Consider the following 17,207-nt stretch of genomic DNA (forward strand, 5'->3'; position numbering starts at 1 on the left):
GACGGAGAGCGAAGGACACTAGGCGCTAGGCGCTGGAGCTAGATTCCAAAAAAGGGGTACCGGTAAAGAATCCGGTACCCCATTTATATTATCAGTGTAACAATTTGGTGAAACAAGAAAATTCGGGTGGTGCGGCACCTATTTTAGTTCAGTTGAACTAAGGAACTCCCGTGTGCGCTCTTCCTTTGGATTTGAGAAAATTTCATCAGGATGGCCTTTTTCCACAATACTTCCTTCATTCATATACACAATCCAGTCGGCAACCTCGCGTGCAAACCCCATTTCATGGGTGACAACAACCATTGTCATTCCGTCCACGGCAAGTTCCTTCATAGTCTGAAGAACTTCACCTACAAGTTCAGGGTCAAGAGCGGAGGTTGGCTCATCAAACAGCATGATGTCCGGCCGCATTGCAAGGGCCCTGGCAATGGCGACCCGTTGCTTTTGTCCGCCTGACAGCTTACTTGGATAAACATCGGCCTTATCGTCTAGCCCCACCTTCTTTAAAAGTTCAAGTGCTTCTTGAGTAGCAGTTTCTTTTGGGATTTTTTTGACATGAATGGGTGCTTCAATAATATTCTCAAGAACTGTCATATGAGGAAAAAGATTAAAGTGCTGAAAAACCATGCCGATTTGTTGGCGCACTTCATTAATATCATGTGTTCCCTGCAGAATTTCTTCTCCATTTAAAATGAGCTTGCCGCTGTCCTTTTTTTCAAGGAAATTGAGACACCGCAGCAGAGTACTCTTTCCCGACCCACTAGCTCCAATTAAGCAGACAACATCACTTTCATATACTGTTAGGTTAATATCTTTTAATACATGTAAATCACCGAATGATTTATTCAGGTTTTCTATTCTAATCATTTCACGAGCTTCCATACCTTGTTCCTCCTATCGATCACTGACTGCCAGTCTTTTTTCAAAACGGTTGACGATAAATGTGAGCAGAGCCACAAGTATCAAATAATAAACGGCTACAATCAGCAAATAGGTCATTTCATCGAAATTGTTGGAACCTAATGTAGTTGCCACGTTGAATAGCTCGTTCATTGAGATAAAGGCTGCCAGTGAGGAATCTTTAAGTCCTATAATAAATTGGTTGCCCAACGGGGGAAGGGCACGCCGGAAAGCCTGGGGCAAAATAATTCTTCTCATAGCAAGCCCCTTGCTCATTCCGAGAGAGCGGCCGGCTTCCATTTGGCCCTTATCAACCGCCTGAATGGTCCCACGGAATATCTCAGCAATATATGCCCCATTATGAAAGGCAAGTGCAAGAGCCGCTGCCCAGAAGTCCGGAATCAAAAAAATCCCGCTAATACCAAAGTAAAGAATGAAAATTTGAACAATCAAGGGTGTTCCACGGACAAGATAAACATACGCATCAGAGATAAAACCAAGAATTTTTATATTTGATATTTTTAAGAGTGCGAAAAATAAGCCAATCAAAATACCGAATAACACAGATACAGCAGTAAGTTTAAGCGTTAAAAGCATAGCATCCCAAAATAGGCCGCTGCTATCTGCAAAAGTTGAGAAAAAATGTGAGAAACTAGGCAAAGTGTGATCTTCCTTTCCAAGCAAAGTTAAAATTAATGATTATTCCGGTTTTTTCGTAATGTCTTCTCCAAAGTATTTTTCGGAGATTTTCGTTAAGGTTCCATCCTTACGAAGCGATTCGAGTGCTTCATTCACACGTTTCAGCAGCTGCGGGTTATCCTTTGGCAAAACAATCGCCTGTTCACTACGCTCAATTAACTGGCGGCCTTCGATTTCGAATCCTTCCTTAGCCGCGCTTTTTCCAGTTACAAAATCTGTAATTACGGCGTCATGCCTTCCGATGCTTAAAGCCTTTAGCGCAGTGATGTCACTATCGTACATTTTTAGATTTGACGTGTATTTACTTGCAGTGTCTGCATAGGTTGAGCCCTTTGCGACGGCTACTTCTTTCCCTTTTAGGTCATCGACCGTTTCTATCCCGCTGTCGGGGCGCACGAAAATTTGCGGTCCTGAATAGTAGTAGGGGGTAGAAAAGGATACATGCTTGCTCCTTTGAGGATTAATGGTGTGTGAAGCAACGGCCGCATCGGCCCTCCCTGTCTTAACACCTTCAACGATACCCTTGAATTTCAACCTTTTTTGAACAGGTTCAAGGCCTAATTCCTTGGCAACGGCTTCACCGACTGCGATATCAAAGCCGTCCATCGACAAATCCTTTTCATCAATGTAACTGAATGGCTTGAATTCACCTGAAGCCGCAAATACAAATTGATCTTTATTTATCAGCTCAGATCCATCTGCCAACTTTTCCTTTTCGGCACAGCCGGTTAAAAGTGCGGCAAATAATAAACATAAAAAAAATACGTTCCTTTTATTCATGCAGAATGTTAGGCTCCTTTCGTGTGCGATAAAGATTCTTACCCTTTATTTTGAAATAATAATCCTGTTGGGGAAAATTAGTAGGACTTTTGACGTGTATAGAGGGGGCAAGGACAGTGAAGAGGATTAATATAGTAAATAATTTATATCCACCAGAGAATACTTGAAACAAAGCTTCAAAAAAGAAAAGGAGCCCATAGTGGACTCCTTAAATGTTAAGCATCTAGATTGACTTCGTGGCGCACTTTAGGCTGCAGGCGGGAACGGACACTATTTGAATAATCCTTGTAAAGCTGTTCAAGACCAACCATAGCTAAGGAGAAGAAATTAGCATAGTTCTTTTGAACTTCCCACTTAAGCTCGTTGCTTCCACAGATGCTGTGTTTATTCAATTCTTCAATTTCCTTCTTGATCGTGACCAATTCCACCTGGTATTCCTCTTTAGGAAGAGTCAGCAGATGATCAATACGTTCGATATATTCCTGGGATTTTTCGATTTTATACTTGATATCTTCATAGCCAGCCCTGTCAATCAATTTGTATTTCAATTTGAAGTCGTTAAGAAGCTTGGCTGAATCATAGGTTGCATCGACAATGTCATCCCTGGTCATATCGACTGTTTCGTAGCTAAGCATGTGCTTCCAGGATGGCTGGGTAATTGCGTTACGGTGGTCTTCCAGGGTATGGCACAATTTTTTGTAGCCATAGAGCTCCGGATTTTCAAATGCAGCACTTGCTGGATCAAGAAATGGGGCGAGTGGTGCTACAAAGTAGAATAACCGTGGATCCTGGCCGCATTCAAGATGAATTCTTTCAGCAAAATCAACATTTTCAAGTGCACTTTGATACGTTTGGTGCGGAATACCTATCATAAAGAACAAATCAATTTTTTTACAGCCATGCTTTAATGCGAATTGCAGGGTTTCGATAACCTTGGCATTGGTACAGTTGAATTTGCCGTTATAGCGGCGAATTCCTTCATCATGGGTTTCGAGAGTAAGCTCGACGCTATATTTAGGGACCGCCTCGTTGATTTGTTTGAAGAAATCCTCATTTGCGTATTGAAACAGTTCGAAAACTAGTTCATTTTTTAAATTGATATTTTTCAGTCTGCCGAAAAATTCCTCGACATACTTTTTGCCGCCCTGACGGATATCATGAAGGATGAAGATGGGCGCGCGGCTGAAGCGCTGAATAAACTGAATATCTTCAACCAATTTTTCAGGTGACCTGAGTGCAAGGGATTTCCGGTTGCAGTTCTGGTCATAGCCATCTTTGGAGCCGCCGCAAATCAGGCAATTCTGGGTGCATCCCCTTGCAGTTAGGATAGCTGTGTTTGGGTATTGCAGCCAGCCGTTGTATGGCAGGGGATCCATAAAGTTTTTATATTTGAATACCGATTTTATCGCATATCTGTATCCTGGAACATCAAATTCATCAAGGTCCTTTGGTACATAGGAAAGTGGATTGTATCCAACCTCAGTTCCGCGTTTCCACGTTAGATTCGGGATATCCTCGTAAAGTGTATTCCCGAATTCAAGCTTGTTCATGAGCATGAGGACAAGTTTTTCAGTTGAGTCACCGCGGAGGACGAAATCAATGCAAGGATATTCAATTAAATCCTTATGGTAATACGTAGAGGACAAGCCTCCGAACATAATAGGTGTATCAGGATGCAGCCGCTTTACTATCTTTGCCAATTCAATGCTGCCGTGTGCATGCGGAAGCCAATGGAGGTCGATTCCGAAACACTTCGCCTTGATGCCTTTTAACTTCTTTTCTACATCAAAATTTTCATCCATTAGCATTCTGTTGGCAATGTTAATAATCCTTACCTTGAGTCCGTAGCGTTCAAGATAGTCAGCAATCGAGGTGATCCCAATCGGGTACATCTCGAAAACTGGAGAAGATGGGACAACATCACTGATTGGGCCGGCCAAAAGCGAGTTTTCCCTAAAATCATAAACGCTTGGCGCATGTAAAAGAACTAAGTCATACATCATTATTTTCACCTTCTAATTATAGTAATCTTCCAAGATATGTGTGGTTAATAAGGTATTTAACACTGATATGTGAAAAATTTCACAAAATATATTAAAAAAATATACCTGTTTACTCAAAGATATTAAGTGATGACGAATACAATTTAAGTTTATTACAAAAATAATCTTTATCACTTCCCATAGATTGACAATCACGTGACAAAGTGGCCTCTAAATAAATCAATTTTGAGGCAAATGAATATGCATATCATTTTACTACTAAAGTAGTAGATCAAATATGGCTTTTGCTGAATAGTAATGGACGAGAAAGATTTGCGATAATAAATGCAAACAAACCGAGCGGGGTTTGTCCCAGCATCGGACAGTGGATTGCCATTTGGCCGGTCTGGGTTTTTCAATTGATTATAAGAATGGATAAGCGGTTCTTTTCTTTGAGGAGAGAGCCTTTTTAATGTACAAAAATAATAATTTAACTTACATTATAATTAACAGAAAATTTAGAATAGGGGAGAAGGGAAGAGGATGGCTGGACAAAAGCTGGTACAGCAGAAGGAAAGAGTTGCGCACCTGGCGATGACGGGTATATCGATTGCCGGAGGACTTATCCTTTTCCTTACAACACCAGGGATAGAAGTCCCTGAACAGTGGCTGATCTTCGTACTGCTTGCAGCGTTTCTCGGGGTGGTTGAAGTATATCCTATGCCCGTCTGGCGCGGCTTTACAACTATATCGTTTCCAATTGTCTATGCCATATATGTGATGCACGGTCTGGAATATGCAATCTGGTCGTACGCGATTATCGTATTAGCCGTAAATATAGCGAAAAGAAGGCCACTCCGGATTATTTGCTTTAATCCAGCCCAATTAATCATCAGCTTTTATGTGGCTCTGGCTTTTTCCGAGTGGGCCTCTACAATTGGCGACTTTGACACAAAGCCTGCAGTAATTGGAGGGCTTCTCTATATTACGACCGCAATTGTCCCATTTTATCTTATTAACAATATGCTCGTTGATATCATTCTATTTGTCCGCCCGCAGCCATACACAATAAAAATGTGGCGGCAAAAAACTTTGCAGGAACTGAACAGCATGGCGATATCGTACGGATACCTTGTTCTTTTCGTGGTGCTTGGCAATCAGAATCGTGGGGAAATTGATGCAATTACATTCTTTTTCTTCTTTGCTCCCCTGGTCGGGCTGGCACTGCTGAGTTCAATCATCGTCAGGCTAAAAAAGGAAAAGTCAAAGCTTAAGGCGCTGTTCAGCATTTCCTCAGAGCTGAATAAACAGATTGCCTCCAACAATTGGCTTGATTTCCTTGTAGAGAACCTCCCTGAATTCATTGATGTTGATGCATGTATTCTTTGGACAAAGGAAAATAGCAACTGGAATAGAGTTTTTTCAACTGGTCTCACGAATGAGGGGATAGAGCTATCCGGTGAGGATGCCAAGGCGCTCAACACGGTGAAAAAATTTGTCATTTTCCACAATTCTCGGCGGGAGGCCGGCCCGGCATCTCCATTCTTTCAAAAAGAAATCCGGTCCAAGATGTATGCCCCGCTTCTGCTAGATGAAGAGCTTGTTGGATTGTTTGTCTTTGGCAGAAGCAGGACAAAGAGTTTTACAGAAGAAGATGTTCAGTCCGCTGTTACACTTGCAAACCAGCTTGCGGTTTTAATAAAAACAAAATGGCTCTTCTCCGAGGAGGAGAAGAGGCTCATCTTGGAGGAAAGGAACCGGATTGCGCGTGATATCCACGACGGAGTGGCTCAAACGCTTGCAGGAGCGGTCCTGACACTTGAAACGGCAGAAAGGAAATTCCCGAAAGCTCCAGAGGATTCCTTAAAGCTGATACAGGAAAGTACAGAAAAACTGCGTCTGAGTTTAAGAGAAGTGAGGGAGTCCATTTATGCACTGAGGCCTTATCCTACAGAGAGGGTTGGACTCCTTACCGCTATAGAATCACGGATAAAGGCGGTAAGGAAAGAACATCCAGTCCATATAGAACTCGAAAAAAGGGGAACCGAGTTTCCGTTAAGCTCGATGACGGAAAAGGTGATATTTGATATTTTCCAGGAGAGTGTACAGAACGCACTAAAGCATGCGGGGGCAGCCAAAATAGAAGTAATGATTAGCTATCAAAGGGAAAATGTTTTTTTAAAAATAAAAGATGACGGAATCGGTTTCTCTTTATTCCAAGCTATGATAAAGGCAAGAAATGAGCCTCATTTCGGAATTCTTCATATGAATGAGGCTGCCGAAAAAATTCAGGCCTCCCTGCAGGTCGACAGCAGAGAAGGAGAAGGAACGGAAATTTCACTAACCGTTCCACGGATGGGAATAGAAGGGGGAATCATAAATGATCAAGCTCATGTTAGTCGATGACCATGCGGTTCTCCGGGATGGGCTGAAGAATATCCTGGATCTTGAGACGGATATAGAAGTCGTTGGCGAGGCAGTTTCGGGTCAGGATGCGCTAGTTAAAGTGCCGGAAATCCTGCCTGACGTTATATTAATGGATATAAATATTCCGGATAAGAACGGGATCGAAGTAACTGGAATTATAAAGAAGGAATTCCCGCAAATTAAAGTCCTCGTACTCACAATGTTTGACCATGATGAATATTTTATGTCGGCAATAAGGGAAGGGGCTGATGGCTATCTCCTAAAAGATGCTCCATCTCAGCATGTGGTCGAGGCAATCCGTTCTGTTGCCCGCGGACAGTCAGTAATAGCTCCTTCCATGACTAAAAAGTTCCTTAGCTTTAACCAGCCTCAGGAAGAACCTCCCAAGGAATCCAAGGATGCGTTGCTGACTGAAAGGGAGAGAGAAGTCCTGCTTTGCCTTGTCCAGGGAATGAATAACAAAGAAATCGCGCAGACTCTTTTTATCAGTGATAAAACAGTAAAGATTCATGTAAGCAAAATCTTTAAAAAGCTTGATGTGAAAAGCCGATCACAGGTTGTGATTTATGCGGTGCAAAATCAGCTAATACCCCTGCCTTAACAGAATAACTTGACTTGCACCCTGCTTTTTTAAGCAGGGTGTATTAATTTTTGTTCAGGAAACAAACAGGCAGCGAAAAAGTTAAGGCTGTGGCTTTTCTACTTTTCTACTTTTCAAATACTACTTTGGTCTTAGAAGAATTAGTACCTTTACCTGTGCAGAATATTGCCTGTGGAGAATAGGAATAGCATTTAAACAATGGGATAATAGGGTAAATGATAAATTGAATTTAGAATATTCAGAACATGGAGGTTGGGAGATTGAAAAGAACTTCTTTAATTTTGTCCTTATGCTTGGTATTCAGTATTTTTTTCAGCAGTTTTCAAGCAGCCCCAAATAAAGCGAGTGCTAATGGGGCCGCTGTAATCGAAAAAGGGCTCCTATCTACGATTACAGAGAGTCTGCAGCCTCAGCAGGTCATTGTCACATTTAAGGAAGATGCCGCTACACAATCCAAAATTCTTTCTGTTCTTCATTCATTAGGCCTTGAAAAAGGGATAGTCCTTAACAAGCTGCCAATAGCAGGCGTGCTTGCAACAAAGGAGCAAGTCGAGAAGCTTGCACAGAACGAAAATGTACTTTCGATATATTCGAATAAAAAGCTTAAGTATGAAAATAAGGAAGCCACTGAATTAACTGGAGTAGACAGGCTCAGAAATGAGTCAGCCTTTACAAAGCAGAACGGTGGAATACCAGTAAATGGCCAGGGAGTTGGAGTTGTCATCAATGACAGTGGTGTTGACGGAACACATAAAGATCACGAGTTTGGCGGGCATCTTGTCCAAAACGTCCTTGGGGCCACCAATTTGAATGCACTTAATGAACTTTTACCAGTTAGCTGGATTGAAAACGTACCGAATACTGACTCGACCTCTGGACATGGTACCCACGTCGCCGGAATAGTCGGAGGAACTGGGGCTATGTCAAAGGGGGAATATGAAGGTGTTGCACCTGGCGCAAAATTGATCGGCTATGGCTCAGGTGCAGCAGTGGCCATGCTTGATACTCTTGGAGGATTTGATTATGCGCTTACCCATCAGGCAGAATACAATATCCGTGTGATTACAAATTCGTGGGGAGATACCGGTGATGCAGGTACCGACTTTGATCCATATAATCCTATTAATATCGCAACAAAGAAATTATACGACAGAGGCATTGTAACTATTTTCTCAGCCGGTAATTCCGGGCCAGGGGATTCTACTATTTCAGGAAACTACAAAAAAGCACCTTGGGTTATTACGGTTGCAGCGGGAACGAAGCAAGGCCAGCTTGCGGACTTCTCATCCCGGGGAGTGAAGGGCAAAGGTGGTACAGTAACAGTTGGCTCCCAGACATGGAAGTGGGAAGACCGTCCAACTGTAACAGCACCAGGGCAAACCATCATATCAACCCGGGTCCTTGCGCCAGTTGCGGCCTTGGGGGCGACAGATGATGTCAACCTTATCCCTCCGGCTTATCTGCCTTACTATACGACTATGAGCGGTACTTCGATGGCAGCGCCTCATGTCGCGGGCATTGTTGCCCTATTGCTTGATGCCAATCCGGAATTAAATCCACTTCAGGTAAAACAAATTCTTCAGGAGACTGCGACCAATATGCCTGGCTATGAGAGCTGGGAAGTGGGTGCGGGCTATGTCAACGCGTACGCGGCAGTTGATGCGGCATTAAACAACCGTTCATATGGAAAAACATTGAATAGTAATCTCGTTTTCAATTCTACAGCTCAAATCAGTGCAGAGAGCCAGCAAATTTCATTGAATTATAGCCCTCTGGCGCTAACCAATGAGTCCTCATTTAATGTTCCTGCAGGTTTAACTGAGCTTGTTGCCCGGACGAACGCGTATGGCCTGCTTGGCCAGACGGGCAATACGGTAAACCTCGTCCTGACTGCACCAGATGGAACGAGATATACATCAGGCATTTACCTCCTCTTTCCGTTATATGTCGACCGTACAGTCCAGGTTGTAAATCCGCAGCCCGGTACCTGGAAAGTAAGTGTAGAGGGTCTTGAAGGTGCGCTGGCATTGCCTGAAACGCTTGCTATCGAGGTCGTTTCAAAACAAGCTGGCAGCTATACAGGACTCAATGACATCGCAAGCCATCCAGCAGAATCGGCTATCAAACTTGCAGTATCGAAGCGGCTTGTTGACGGAAAAAATACAAAGAACTTTGAACCGGATGCAGCTTTAAAGCGGTCTGAGCTTGCCTGTTATCTTGTAATGGGGGCCGGAGTAAGGCAGCAGCTCCCTATAACAGGCGTGAACAGTGTTTCCGACGTTAAATCAGCAGATCTGTCATTTGTTGAAGCTGTCCTGGGTAAAGGGGCAGCATTGAAGGATGTCAATCAGGATGATAAAGGTGTTATGCTTCCGAGTGCTTCCGGCAAGTTTGCCCCCGATGAAAAGGTAACCCGTGCTCAGTTGGCATACTCGCTCGTTCAAGCATTGGGGCTAGAGAAAGAGGCTGACAAGTTAAAAGGGCAGGCGCTGACTGTGCAGTATAACGATACGAGAGTGCCAATCCAGGATGCTTCTTCTATCCCTCAAGAGCTGAGGGGACATGTCCAACTTGCCCTTGATATGAATATATTGAATGCTTACTTTTCAGTTGTCCAAGGGCCTTTTGATCTTAAACCAACCATTACTGCTAAGTTTGACCCAGGCAAAACAGTGACTCGCGCCGATTACGCCGTGGCGGTTACCCGATATTTTGCCAGCTATCACCCTGCCGCTCAGTAAGAAATAAATAAACCAAAGGATCCTCGCTGTTAAGGCGGGGATTTTCTACTACTACGGATATAGTCCATTTCTACTCTATAACTTTTGTATGACATAAAAATAGTACTTTTTTAAAAACAAGTTACACCCTTTGCTGAATAGAAGAATGTTGGGATTTTTACGATAATCATAGTAGGAAACTCAAAAAATGTGGGAGGGAAAGCATAATGAAAAAATGGTTATCCGGCATTGTCAGTTTGGTATTATTACTTTCATTATTTGCACCTGGATTTGCAAAAACAAAGGCGGCACTTCTTCCTGCCGTAGTTGACAGCAACCTAGAAAAAGCACTTGAAACAGCTACTGGCAGTCTGCAGGTTATTGTCACGTTTGATGGAGAAGGTGCACCGTCCACTCCGCAGTTGGATCTGCTTAAGAAGCTTGGAATCTCGACTGGTGTAACAATGAAGTCACTGCCAATCGCAGGGGTACTAGCGACCAAGGATCAAATCAAACAGCTGGCATCGGCTGAAGGTGTAAAGTCCCTCTACTTGAATCGCAAGCTTGAATACTATAACTATGACTCAACGTCATTAACTGGCGTGGATAAGGCCAAGACGGATGCCGCCATGCAAAAAGCGAATGGGGGATTTCCTCTATCCGGAAAGGGAGTCGGAGTTGTTGTCAATGACAGCGGTGTTGATGGGACCCACCGCGACCATCAATTTGGCAAAAACCTCGTTCAAAACGTGCTTGGAAGCACCAATTTAGCCTCGCTGGCACCTGGAATCCTGCCAGTATCGCACCTTGAAAATGTAGTCAATACAGACACAAATTCAGGCCATGGCACGCACGTAGCCGGAACAGTAGGAGGCACAGGGGCGAGTTCAAGCGGTAAGTATGAAGGCGTTGCTCCTGGTGCTGATTTGATTGGATATGGTTCAGGTGCGGCCCTGCTAATTCTGGATGGAATTGGCGGGTTTGATTATGCGATTACCAACCAATCAAGATACAATATCCGTGTTATTACGAACTCATGGGGCGGATCGGGAGACTTTGATCCGAATAATCCAATTAACATTGCATCAAAAGCGGCCCATGACCGCGGCATAACGGTTCTTTTTGCGGCAGGAAACGAAGGACCGGGAGAAAACACTCATAACCCATACGCGAAAGCTCCATGGGTAATCTCGGTTGCCGCAGGGGAAAAAGATGGTTCACTGGCAGACTTCTCGTCAAGAGGCACTAAAGGTGTTGGCGGGACATTTGAAATGGATGGGGAAACATTTACATGGGAAGACAGGCCGACCGTTACTGCTCCTGGCGTAAACATTATTTCAACGCGTGTGCTGGCACCTGTTTCTTCACTTGCCATCACTGATGATGCCAATATGATTGAACCAGCTTACCTGCCTTTCTATACATCAATGAGCGGTACCTCAATGGCAACCCCTCATGTTGCAGGTATCGTAGCTTTGATGCTGGAAGCTGAACCTACGCTTTCACCGGATGAAATCAAGGAAATCCTTCAGGATACTGCTACCAACATGCCTGGGTATGAAACGTGGGAAGCAGGGTCGGGCTATGTAAATGCTTATGCTGCCCTAGAAGCAGTCCTGTTTGGCAAAACGTACGGGAAAACAGTAAATGAGAACCAAACGTTCTACAGCAACGTCAATTCAAAAACAGAGCGGGTCTCATTTGAAGTTGCGTATACTCCTGCAGTACCAAGCCAGCATGAATTTACAGTTCCAGAAGGGATATCCCAGCTTACAGCGAGAATTGATGCCTACGGTCTTCTGGGACAGACGGGCAATCCAGTTAACTTAATTCTAATAGCCCCTGATGGGACGGAGTATAGCTCTGGGGTTAATCTCCTGTTTGCTCTTTACCCGGACCGCACTGTCTCGGTAACTTCGCCAAAGGCGGGTACATGGAAGGCAGAGGTTAGGGGCTTAAGAGGAGATGAACTGAATCCGATCGGGATCGCATTGCCTGAAACGGTGACAGGTTCACTTGCTTTTACAAAGGTAAGCGGCTATTCCGGGCTGAATGATATCTCCGGGCATGCTGCAGCATCCGCGATCCAAATGGCGGTCAATGAAAGGTTAATCGACGGCTATGCCGACGGAACATTTAAGCCAGATCAGTATCTTCTGAGAAAAGAGCTTGCCCGCTACCTTGTTATGGGCGCAGGCATCCGCCAGAACCTTTCCGGGGTTGCAAAGGATGTAGCAGCTGCAGACCTTCCATATGCACTTGCCACACTTGCTAAAGGTTCTGCTATTAAGGATGGCGCCATTACGCAAAATGGGGTTATGCGCCTGGATTCATATGGGAATTTCAATCCAAATGGAACGCTGAACCGTGCTGAACTTGCCTACTCACTTGTTCAGGCGTTAGGCCTTCAGGGACTCGCTAAGGAACACACGGGAGATGTAACCTTCCTTTATAACGGAGAACGAGTTGTATTAAAGGACAGTGCCAGTATCCCGGCGGATCTAAAGGGATATGTCCAGACAGCCATCGATCTTAATATCCTGACTGTTAAGTACAGTATCAAGCAAGGGGCATTCGATCTGAAGCCTACAATTGAGGCAGTATTCGAACCAACAAAGAAAGTTACCCGCGCTGATTATGCTGTTGCATCAACACGCTGGTTCCAGGCATGGTTCCAATAGAGTGTAGTTTAATCAAAAGGGGGGTCTCCACCTCCCTTTGTGTTAATTACAGAAATAACCCTCTATTTTTTTGAGACAAGAGTATTATAATATATATGTAAAAGCTGGGGATTCGGACAGGCGAATTCCTTTTTCTTTTTGGCTGTGTTAGCAGATTATGTTGATTTTATTAAGTGTTGGTTGTAGCGGAAATCAACACATTTGTTTAACACAGCTTTCTTTTTAAAGGAGTTGAGAAAAATGGCGGGCAGCAAAACTAATGCGATGAGAATTCTTGATTCGAAAAAGGCTGAATATTCCATGCTCTCCTATGGAGCAAATGACGGCAAAATTGATGGTGTATCAGTAGCTGGAAAAATCGGCCGGCCAGTAGAGCAAGTGTTTAAAACACTTGTTGCCCAGGGTGTATCAAAGGAAATTTTTGTATTTGTTATTCCCGCGGCAGAGGAATTGGATTTGAAAAAGGCTGCCAGGGCTGCAGGGGATAAAAAGGTAGAAATGATACCTGTTAAGGATATTCAAAAGTTCACAGGCTATATAAGAGGTGGATGTTCGCCTGTAGGAATGAAGAAGCTTTATAGGACATTTATTGACATTCGGGCAGCCGAGCAGGAAACAATTATAGTTAGCGGCGGGAAAATAGGGGTTCAAATTGAACTATCCCCTAATACGCTGATAGAAAGTATACAAGCCGGGCTAGTGGATTTGACGAAATAGTGGTGCACAATTCCACTAATCTGGTGTGTTCTTTCGCAAATCATTCATTAACATCTGCCAAGAATCTTTATCGACAAAATGTACTCTTATTCCCCAGGAAATTATCTCATTTCTTTTCGTTGTAAACTATCATGACATTTTTCCCTCATGCTGCTATGGAAGGTTATTCGCCACCTATACGTATGACACTTTCGGTCTCAAAATAATGAAATTAAGCAGTGTAATCAAGAGCACTTTTAAATTAATTATAAGCCTCCCTGAAATACTATTAAAAGCGAATATCCTAAAATCAAAAACCCTGACTCCTCCTACGAGGCTTGATCAGGGTCTTCTTTTTCCAACTCTACATCAATTAGTTTATCCAACCGTTTGAGGCTATTGAGTGCCCTGTCATACTCGATAGTCCGGTAATGATGCGCTCCGCCTTCTTCCTCATCCTTTTCATCCGCCCATTTAACAATCTGCTGCAGCGGAGTTCGGACAATGTCATTTGTAGGCAGGAAGGAGTCGGTATGAAACAGGATAGCCAGCGCAATTGTCTTGGCCTTTACCGGGTTCTCGCCGAGCCGGATCAACAGTTTGTGAGCACGCTCTGCCCCCTTGATGGCATGTATATCATTTTTCCTATACAATTCATAATCCCATTTTCCGTTCCGATACCAGGTATAGTGGCCCATGTCGTGTAAAAATCCCGCCTTAGAGGCGATATCGACGTCTTGGCCGTGTTCCTTTGCCATATTGAATGCGTGATGGGCAACTGCAATGGCGTGTGCCATACCCGAGCGATTCAAGTATTTCTGGGTGATATGGTGCCTGAAAATCTGCTCTAGTGTTACGTCCCTCATCCTTTTCCTCCATTAATGTTATTTCCAACGAGTATATCATGTCCCCAAACCGCGGGGAAATGCCTGTTATGCAGAAAAGACCCCGGAGTCGGAGTCCTTTATTTATATTATTTTAAAAGTATTCTTTGAGAATTCCAGCTCCAGCGCCTAGCCCCCCCGAGGTCCTAAGCCAATACTCCCCGGGGGCAGACCCATCCGGCGAGCCTTACCTTAAGCTGTGGGGGCTAGCAAGGCGCTTTTGCTTTTATATGTTAACCGCCCCGGGGCGGAGAATGCTTAATTACTGCTACTATTCCCCGCATAACGTGATTTAAACGCATTGCAGTTAATGTTGCTTTTTGCTGAAAATCAATCTGTTTGTGGGCATTCACCCATGGGTGAAGAGCTGCATACGATAATGGGTGAAACAATCCATTTGTTTGAATAGGGGTGTGTGCAAGTGGCGGGAAGGATTAGGAATTACTTTGCTGGGGGAAATACGGCCAGGGGCTTCCATAGTTTGTATGATTCCAATCTTCAAGGGCTAGAAAAGCTTTTCATCCTAAAGGGAGGTCCTGGAACGGGGAAATCTTCTCTAATGAAGGCGATCGGCAGGGAGTGGAACGAACGTGGTTTTGACATTGAGCTGCTTCATTGCTCTTCTGATAACCAATCCATAGATGGAGTCATCATACCAGCTTTGAAAATCGGTATCGTTGATGGGACACATCCACATGTGATTGAGCCATCTGCGCCTGGTGCAATTGAAGAGTATATTAACCTGGGAGAAGCATGGGATTCGTCAGCTCTCAAACAGCATAAAGATAAAATTTTAAACTTAAATAAGAATATAGGAGAAGCCTTTAAGACAGCTTATTCCACTTTTAAGGATGCGCTTGAAATTCATGACGAATGGGAGCTTATTTACATCCAGAGTATGGACTTCCAAAAGGCAGATGAACTGACTGCAAAGCTGATTGACCAGTTCTTTGGGAAAATCAGGCTGAATAAATCAAGTGATGTCCGCCACAGATTCCTCGGTGCGGCCACTCCTGCCGGTGCGGTGGACTTTGTCCCTAACCTTACCGAGGATGTACAAAAGAGATATTTTATCAAGGGACGGCCGGGTAGCGGAAAGTCCACAATGCTAAAGAAACTTGCTAAGGGCGCAGAAGATCGGGGAATTGATGTGGAAATTTATCATTGTGGATTTGACCCGCATAGCCTTGATATGGTTGTGTTTCGCGAAATTGGGATTGCAATTTTTGACAGTACCGCGCCACATGAATACTTTCCAAGCCGTGATGGAGATGAAATCATCGATATGTATGAGCTTTTAATTGCGCCGGCAACCGATGAAATTTTTGCTGGCCGGATTGAATCAATTTCGGGAAGGTACAAAGCAAAGATGAAGGAAGCAACCTCCCATCTGGCAAGGGCTAAAGAACTTCATGACGAACTTGAAGCAATCTATATACCAGCTATGGATTTTAAAAAGGTAGACGCTATCAGGGATAAGGTCGCGGGCCAAATCCGATCACTGGCAGAGGTAAAAGTCCATTAAGGAATAATTATAAGGAGGAATTACATTGGATAACAATAACTTTTACGCAAACGGATATGTCCCTGGACAGGAACAAGGTGATTTCAGGCAATTTCCGGGAGGCGGATTTGGAGGAGGCCAGTTTCCAGGAGGAGGATTCCCCGGTGGCGGAGCTACTGGCGGGATGTTTCCCGGTGGAGGGGCGACAGGAGGAGTTTTTCCAGGTGGAGGCCAGGACGGTCCTCCATTCGGCCCCCCGCCATTTGCAACACCGCAAGAATCCCAGGCGGCTGCGTTCGCGGTTGATCCGGGCGGAATTAGGCGCTGCCTTTACCGTTACACATACATTTGGCTAAATAATGGCAACAGCTTTTGGTTCTATCCAACTTTTGTAGGGAGGACATCGATTGCTGGCTGGCGTTGGAGGAGAAGGGGCTGGTCCTATTATGGAACAGACTTGAGAAGAATCCGTTCCTTCAGATGCTTTTAGTAAACAAAATTGCGTGCGGGCAATTCTCCGCACGCTTTGTTATTACATAAAATACGCTCAAATTCCTGGTCATACTCATTCAGTTCCTGCCAAGGCTGTTCTGGATTGCTTTAAGCACGGTCACCCTTGTGTGCTTCAGTTGCATTTCCTATGTAGATTATTTTGTTGTAATAGTATTAGTGTTTGAATCGACCAGGAAACGAGAAAACTAAGGATAAGAAGAAGGAGGGATTCATATGGCCAAGAAAAATAAAGGTGAGGCAGTTGAAACGAATCTTGAATTGGACAAAAGACTGACAGGCGGGAATAGTGCCAATCAGGGAGATGCCACTCCAAAGAGCAAGGCAGAGCAGGCTAACCTTGCTATACAGGAAGAGTTTTACGAGGACCGGGAAGAGGGTCCGGCTATGAGAACAAATATTTATCAACAACCAAAAGATTAGAATGTTTAGTTTGCATGAGTCGAAACCTTACATCAATCCATTCGTAAATAAGGTAAGCACACAGGGCCGGCATGCTTGAAGGTGCCGGCTTTCTTATTCAAGAGATTGTGCATAATTTCACAAAAGATAAAAAGGAAGGAGTGAGGACGGAAAGGTGATCAGGAAGGAGCAATTGGTATAAGGAGGTGATAGCATGGCTGAAAGCAAACGGTATACTCGAAAAAGGGTGTTTGCGTTTGTAGTTTTCGTTTCCATCATCATTGCACTGTTTACCGCGCAAATTGAGGTTATATGGATTAAGAAGGTGTTCTGGATATTTCTAGCATTGATTGACTTTGGCTTTTCGGAAACCGCATATGAAATTTATCACCAAGTTTGGGAGGATTATCATCGATGACAA

Annotated in this window: 14 protein-coding genes; 9 read left to right on the top strand and 5 right to left on the bottom strand. The window is 44.0% G+C overall.

All coding sequences use genetic code 11. The features are described from left to right. Nucleotides 1–138 precede the first annotated feature (138 nt). The 4 genes from AM500_RS01490 to AM500_RS01505 all read right to left on the bottom strand — a co-directional run bounded on the left by AM500_RS01490 (nt 139) and on the right by AM500_RS01505 (nt 4,382). Nucleotides 139–882, bottom strand: coding sequence for an amino acid ABC transporter ATP-binding protein (locus tag AM500_RS01490; RefSeq protein WP_053597616.1), 744 nt, complete (start codon nt 880–882; stop codon nt 139–141). 12 nt (nt 883–894) lie between these two features. Beyond that, nucleotides 895–1,560 carry an amino acid ABC transporter permease gene (locus AM500_RS01495; RefSeq protein ID WP_043930168.1) on the bottom strand — a complete coding sequence of 222 codons (666 nt, stop codon included), beginning with the start codon at nt 1,558–1,560 and terminating at the stop codon, nt 895–897. 39 nt (nt 1,561–1,599) lie between these two features. Further along, nucleotides 1,600–2,379: a transporter substrate-binding domain-containing protein gene (locus AM500_RS01500; RefSeq protein ID WP_053597617.1), complete on the bottom strand. Its 780-nt coding sequence runs from the start codon at nt 2,377–2,379 to the stop codon at nt 1,600–1,602. Between the two features lie 215 nt (nt 2,380–2,594). Beyond that, on the bottom strand, nt 2,595–4,382 hold the full coding sequence (locus AM500_RS01505; RefSeq protein ID WP_053597618.1) for a TIGR04190 family B12-binding domain/radical SAM domain protein: 1,788 nt from the start codon (nt 4,380–4,382) through the stop codon (nt 2,595–2,597). Between the two features lie 522 nt (nt 4,383–4,904). On the opposite strand from AM500_RS01505, the gene AM500_RS01510 reads away from it, so the two are divergent. From AM500_RS01510 to ybaK, 5 genes are all read left to right on the top strand, one after another. After that, entirely contained in the window at nt 4,905–6,767 is a 1,863-nt protein-coding gene (locus AM500_RS01510) for a GAF domain-containing sensor histidine kinase (RefSeq protein ID WP_053597619.1), read from the top strand. After that, nucleotides 6,742–7,389: a response regulator gene (locus AM500_RS01515; protein WP_053597620.1), complete on the top strand. Its 648-nt coding sequence runs from the start codon at nt 6,742–6,744 to the stop codon at nt 7,387–7,389. The genes AM500_RS01510 and AM500_RS01515 overlap by 26 nt, the downstream gene beginning before the upstream one ends. Nucleotides 7,390–7,649: 260 nt before the next feature. Next, nucleotides 7,650–10,130, top strand: coding sequence for a S8 family serine peptidase (locus AM500_RS01520; RefSeq protein ID WP_231688089.1), 2,481 nt, complete (start codon nt 7,650–7,652; stop codon nt 10,128–10,130). 206 nt (nt 10,131–10,336) lie between these two features. Continuing rightward, nucleotides 10,337–12,790: a S8 family serine peptidase gene (locus AM500_RS01525; RefSeq protein ID WP_053597622.1), complete on the top strand. Its 2,454-nt coding sequence runs from the start codon at nt 10,337–10,339 to the stop codon at nt 12,788–12,790. Nucleotides 12,791–13,030: 240 nt separating this feature from the next. Further along, complete coding sequence (gene ybaK, locus AM500_RS01530; protein ID WP_053597623.1) at nt 13,031–13,507, top strand: Cys-tRNA(Pro) deacylase; 477 nt, start codon at nt 13,031–13,033, stop codon at nt 13,505–13,507. Nucleotides 13,508–13,815: 308 nt separating this feature from the next. Here ybaK and AM500_RS01535 read toward each other — a convergent pair whose 3' ends face one another. After that, a complete protein-coding gene (locus AM500_RS01535; protein ID WP_053597624.1) occupies nt 13,816–14,352 on the bottom strand; it encodes an HD domain-containing protein in 537 nt (178 codons plus the stop codon). 439 nt (nt 14,353–14,791) lie between these two features. On the opposite strand from AM500_RS01535, the gene AM500_RS01540 reads away from it, so the two are divergent. From AM500_RS01540 to AM500_RS01555, 4 genes are all read left to right on the top strand, one after another. Further along, nucleotides 14,792–15,895, top strand: a complete 1,104-nt coding sequence (locus tag AM500_RS01540; protein WP_053597625.1) for a PRK06851 family protein — start codon at nt 14,792–14,794, stop codon at nt 15,893–15,895. Nucleotides 15,896–15,920: 25 nt separating this feature from the next. After that, nucleotides 15,921–16,364, top strand: a complete 444-nt coding sequence (locus AM500_RS01545) for a hypothetical protein (RefSeq protein WP_053597626.1) — start codon at nt 15,921–15,923, stop codon at nt 16,362–16,364. 236 nt (nt 16,365–16,600) lie between these two features. After that, nucleotides 16,601–16,807: a hypothetical protein gene (locus AM500_RS01550; RefSeq protein WP_053597627.1), complete on the top strand. Its 207-nt coding sequence runs from the start codon at nt 16,601–16,603 to the stop codon at nt 16,805–16,807. Between the two features lie 193 nt (nt 16,808–17,000). Then, on the top strand, nt 17,001–17,204 hold the full coding sequence (locus tag AM500_RS01555) for a hypothetical protein (protein WP_053597628.1): 204 nt from the start codon (nt 17,001–17,003) through the stop codon (nt 17,202–17,204). Nucleotides 17,205–17,207 lie beyond the last annotated feature (3 nt).

It is taken from the genome of Bacillus sp. FJAT-18017, assembly GCF_001278805.1.
In the GTDB taxonomy this organism is placed as follows: domain Bacteria; phylum Bacillota; class Bacilli; order Bacillales; family Cytobacillaceae; genus Bacillus_D.

What these genes read in the sequence shown, in the direction of transcription:
- AM500_RS01490 (WP_053597616.1), bottom strand. Translation starts at nt 882, where the DNA reads ATGGAAGCTCGTGAAATGATTAGAATAGAAAACCTGAATAAATCATTC.
- AM500_RS01500 (WP_053597617.1), bottom strand. Translation starts at nt 2,379, where the DNA reads ATGAATAAAAGGAACGTATTTTTTTTATGTTTATTATTTGCCGCACTT.
- AM500_RS01505 (WP_053597618.1), bottom strand. Translation starts at nt 4,382, where the DNA reads ATGATGTATGACTTAGTTCTTTTACATGCGCCAAGCGTTTATGATTTT.
- AM500_RS01510 (WP_053597619.1), top strand. Translation starts at nt 4,905, where the DNA reads ATGGCTGGACAAAAGCTGGTACAGCAGAAGGAAAGAGTTGCGCACCTG.
- AM500_RS01515 (WP_053597620.1), top strand. Translation starts at nt 6,742, where the DNA reads ATGATCAAGCTCATGTTAGTCGATGACCATGCGGTTCTCCGGGATGGG.
- AM500_RS01525 (WP_053597622.1), top strand. Translation starts at nt 10,337, where the DNA reads ATGAAAAAATGGTTATCCGGCATTGTCAGTTTGGTATTATTACTTTCA.
- ybaK (WP_053597623.1), top strand. Translation starts at nt 13,031, where the DNA reads ATGGCGGGCAGCAAAACTAATGCGATGAGAATTCTTGATTCGAAAAAG.
- AM500_RS01535 (WP_053597624.1), bottom strand. Translation starts at nt 14,352, where the DNA reads ATGAGGGACGTAACACTAGAGCAGATTTTCAGGCACCATATCACCCAG.
- AM500_RS01550 (WP_053597627.1), top strand. Translation starts at nt 16,601, where the DNA reads ATGGCCAAGAAAAATAAAGGTGAGGCAGTTGAAACGAATCTTGAATTG.
- AM500_RS01555 (WP_053597628.1), top strand. Translation starts at nt 17,001, where the DNA reads ATGGCTGAAAGCAAACGGTATACTCGAAAAAGGGTGTTTGCGTTTGTA.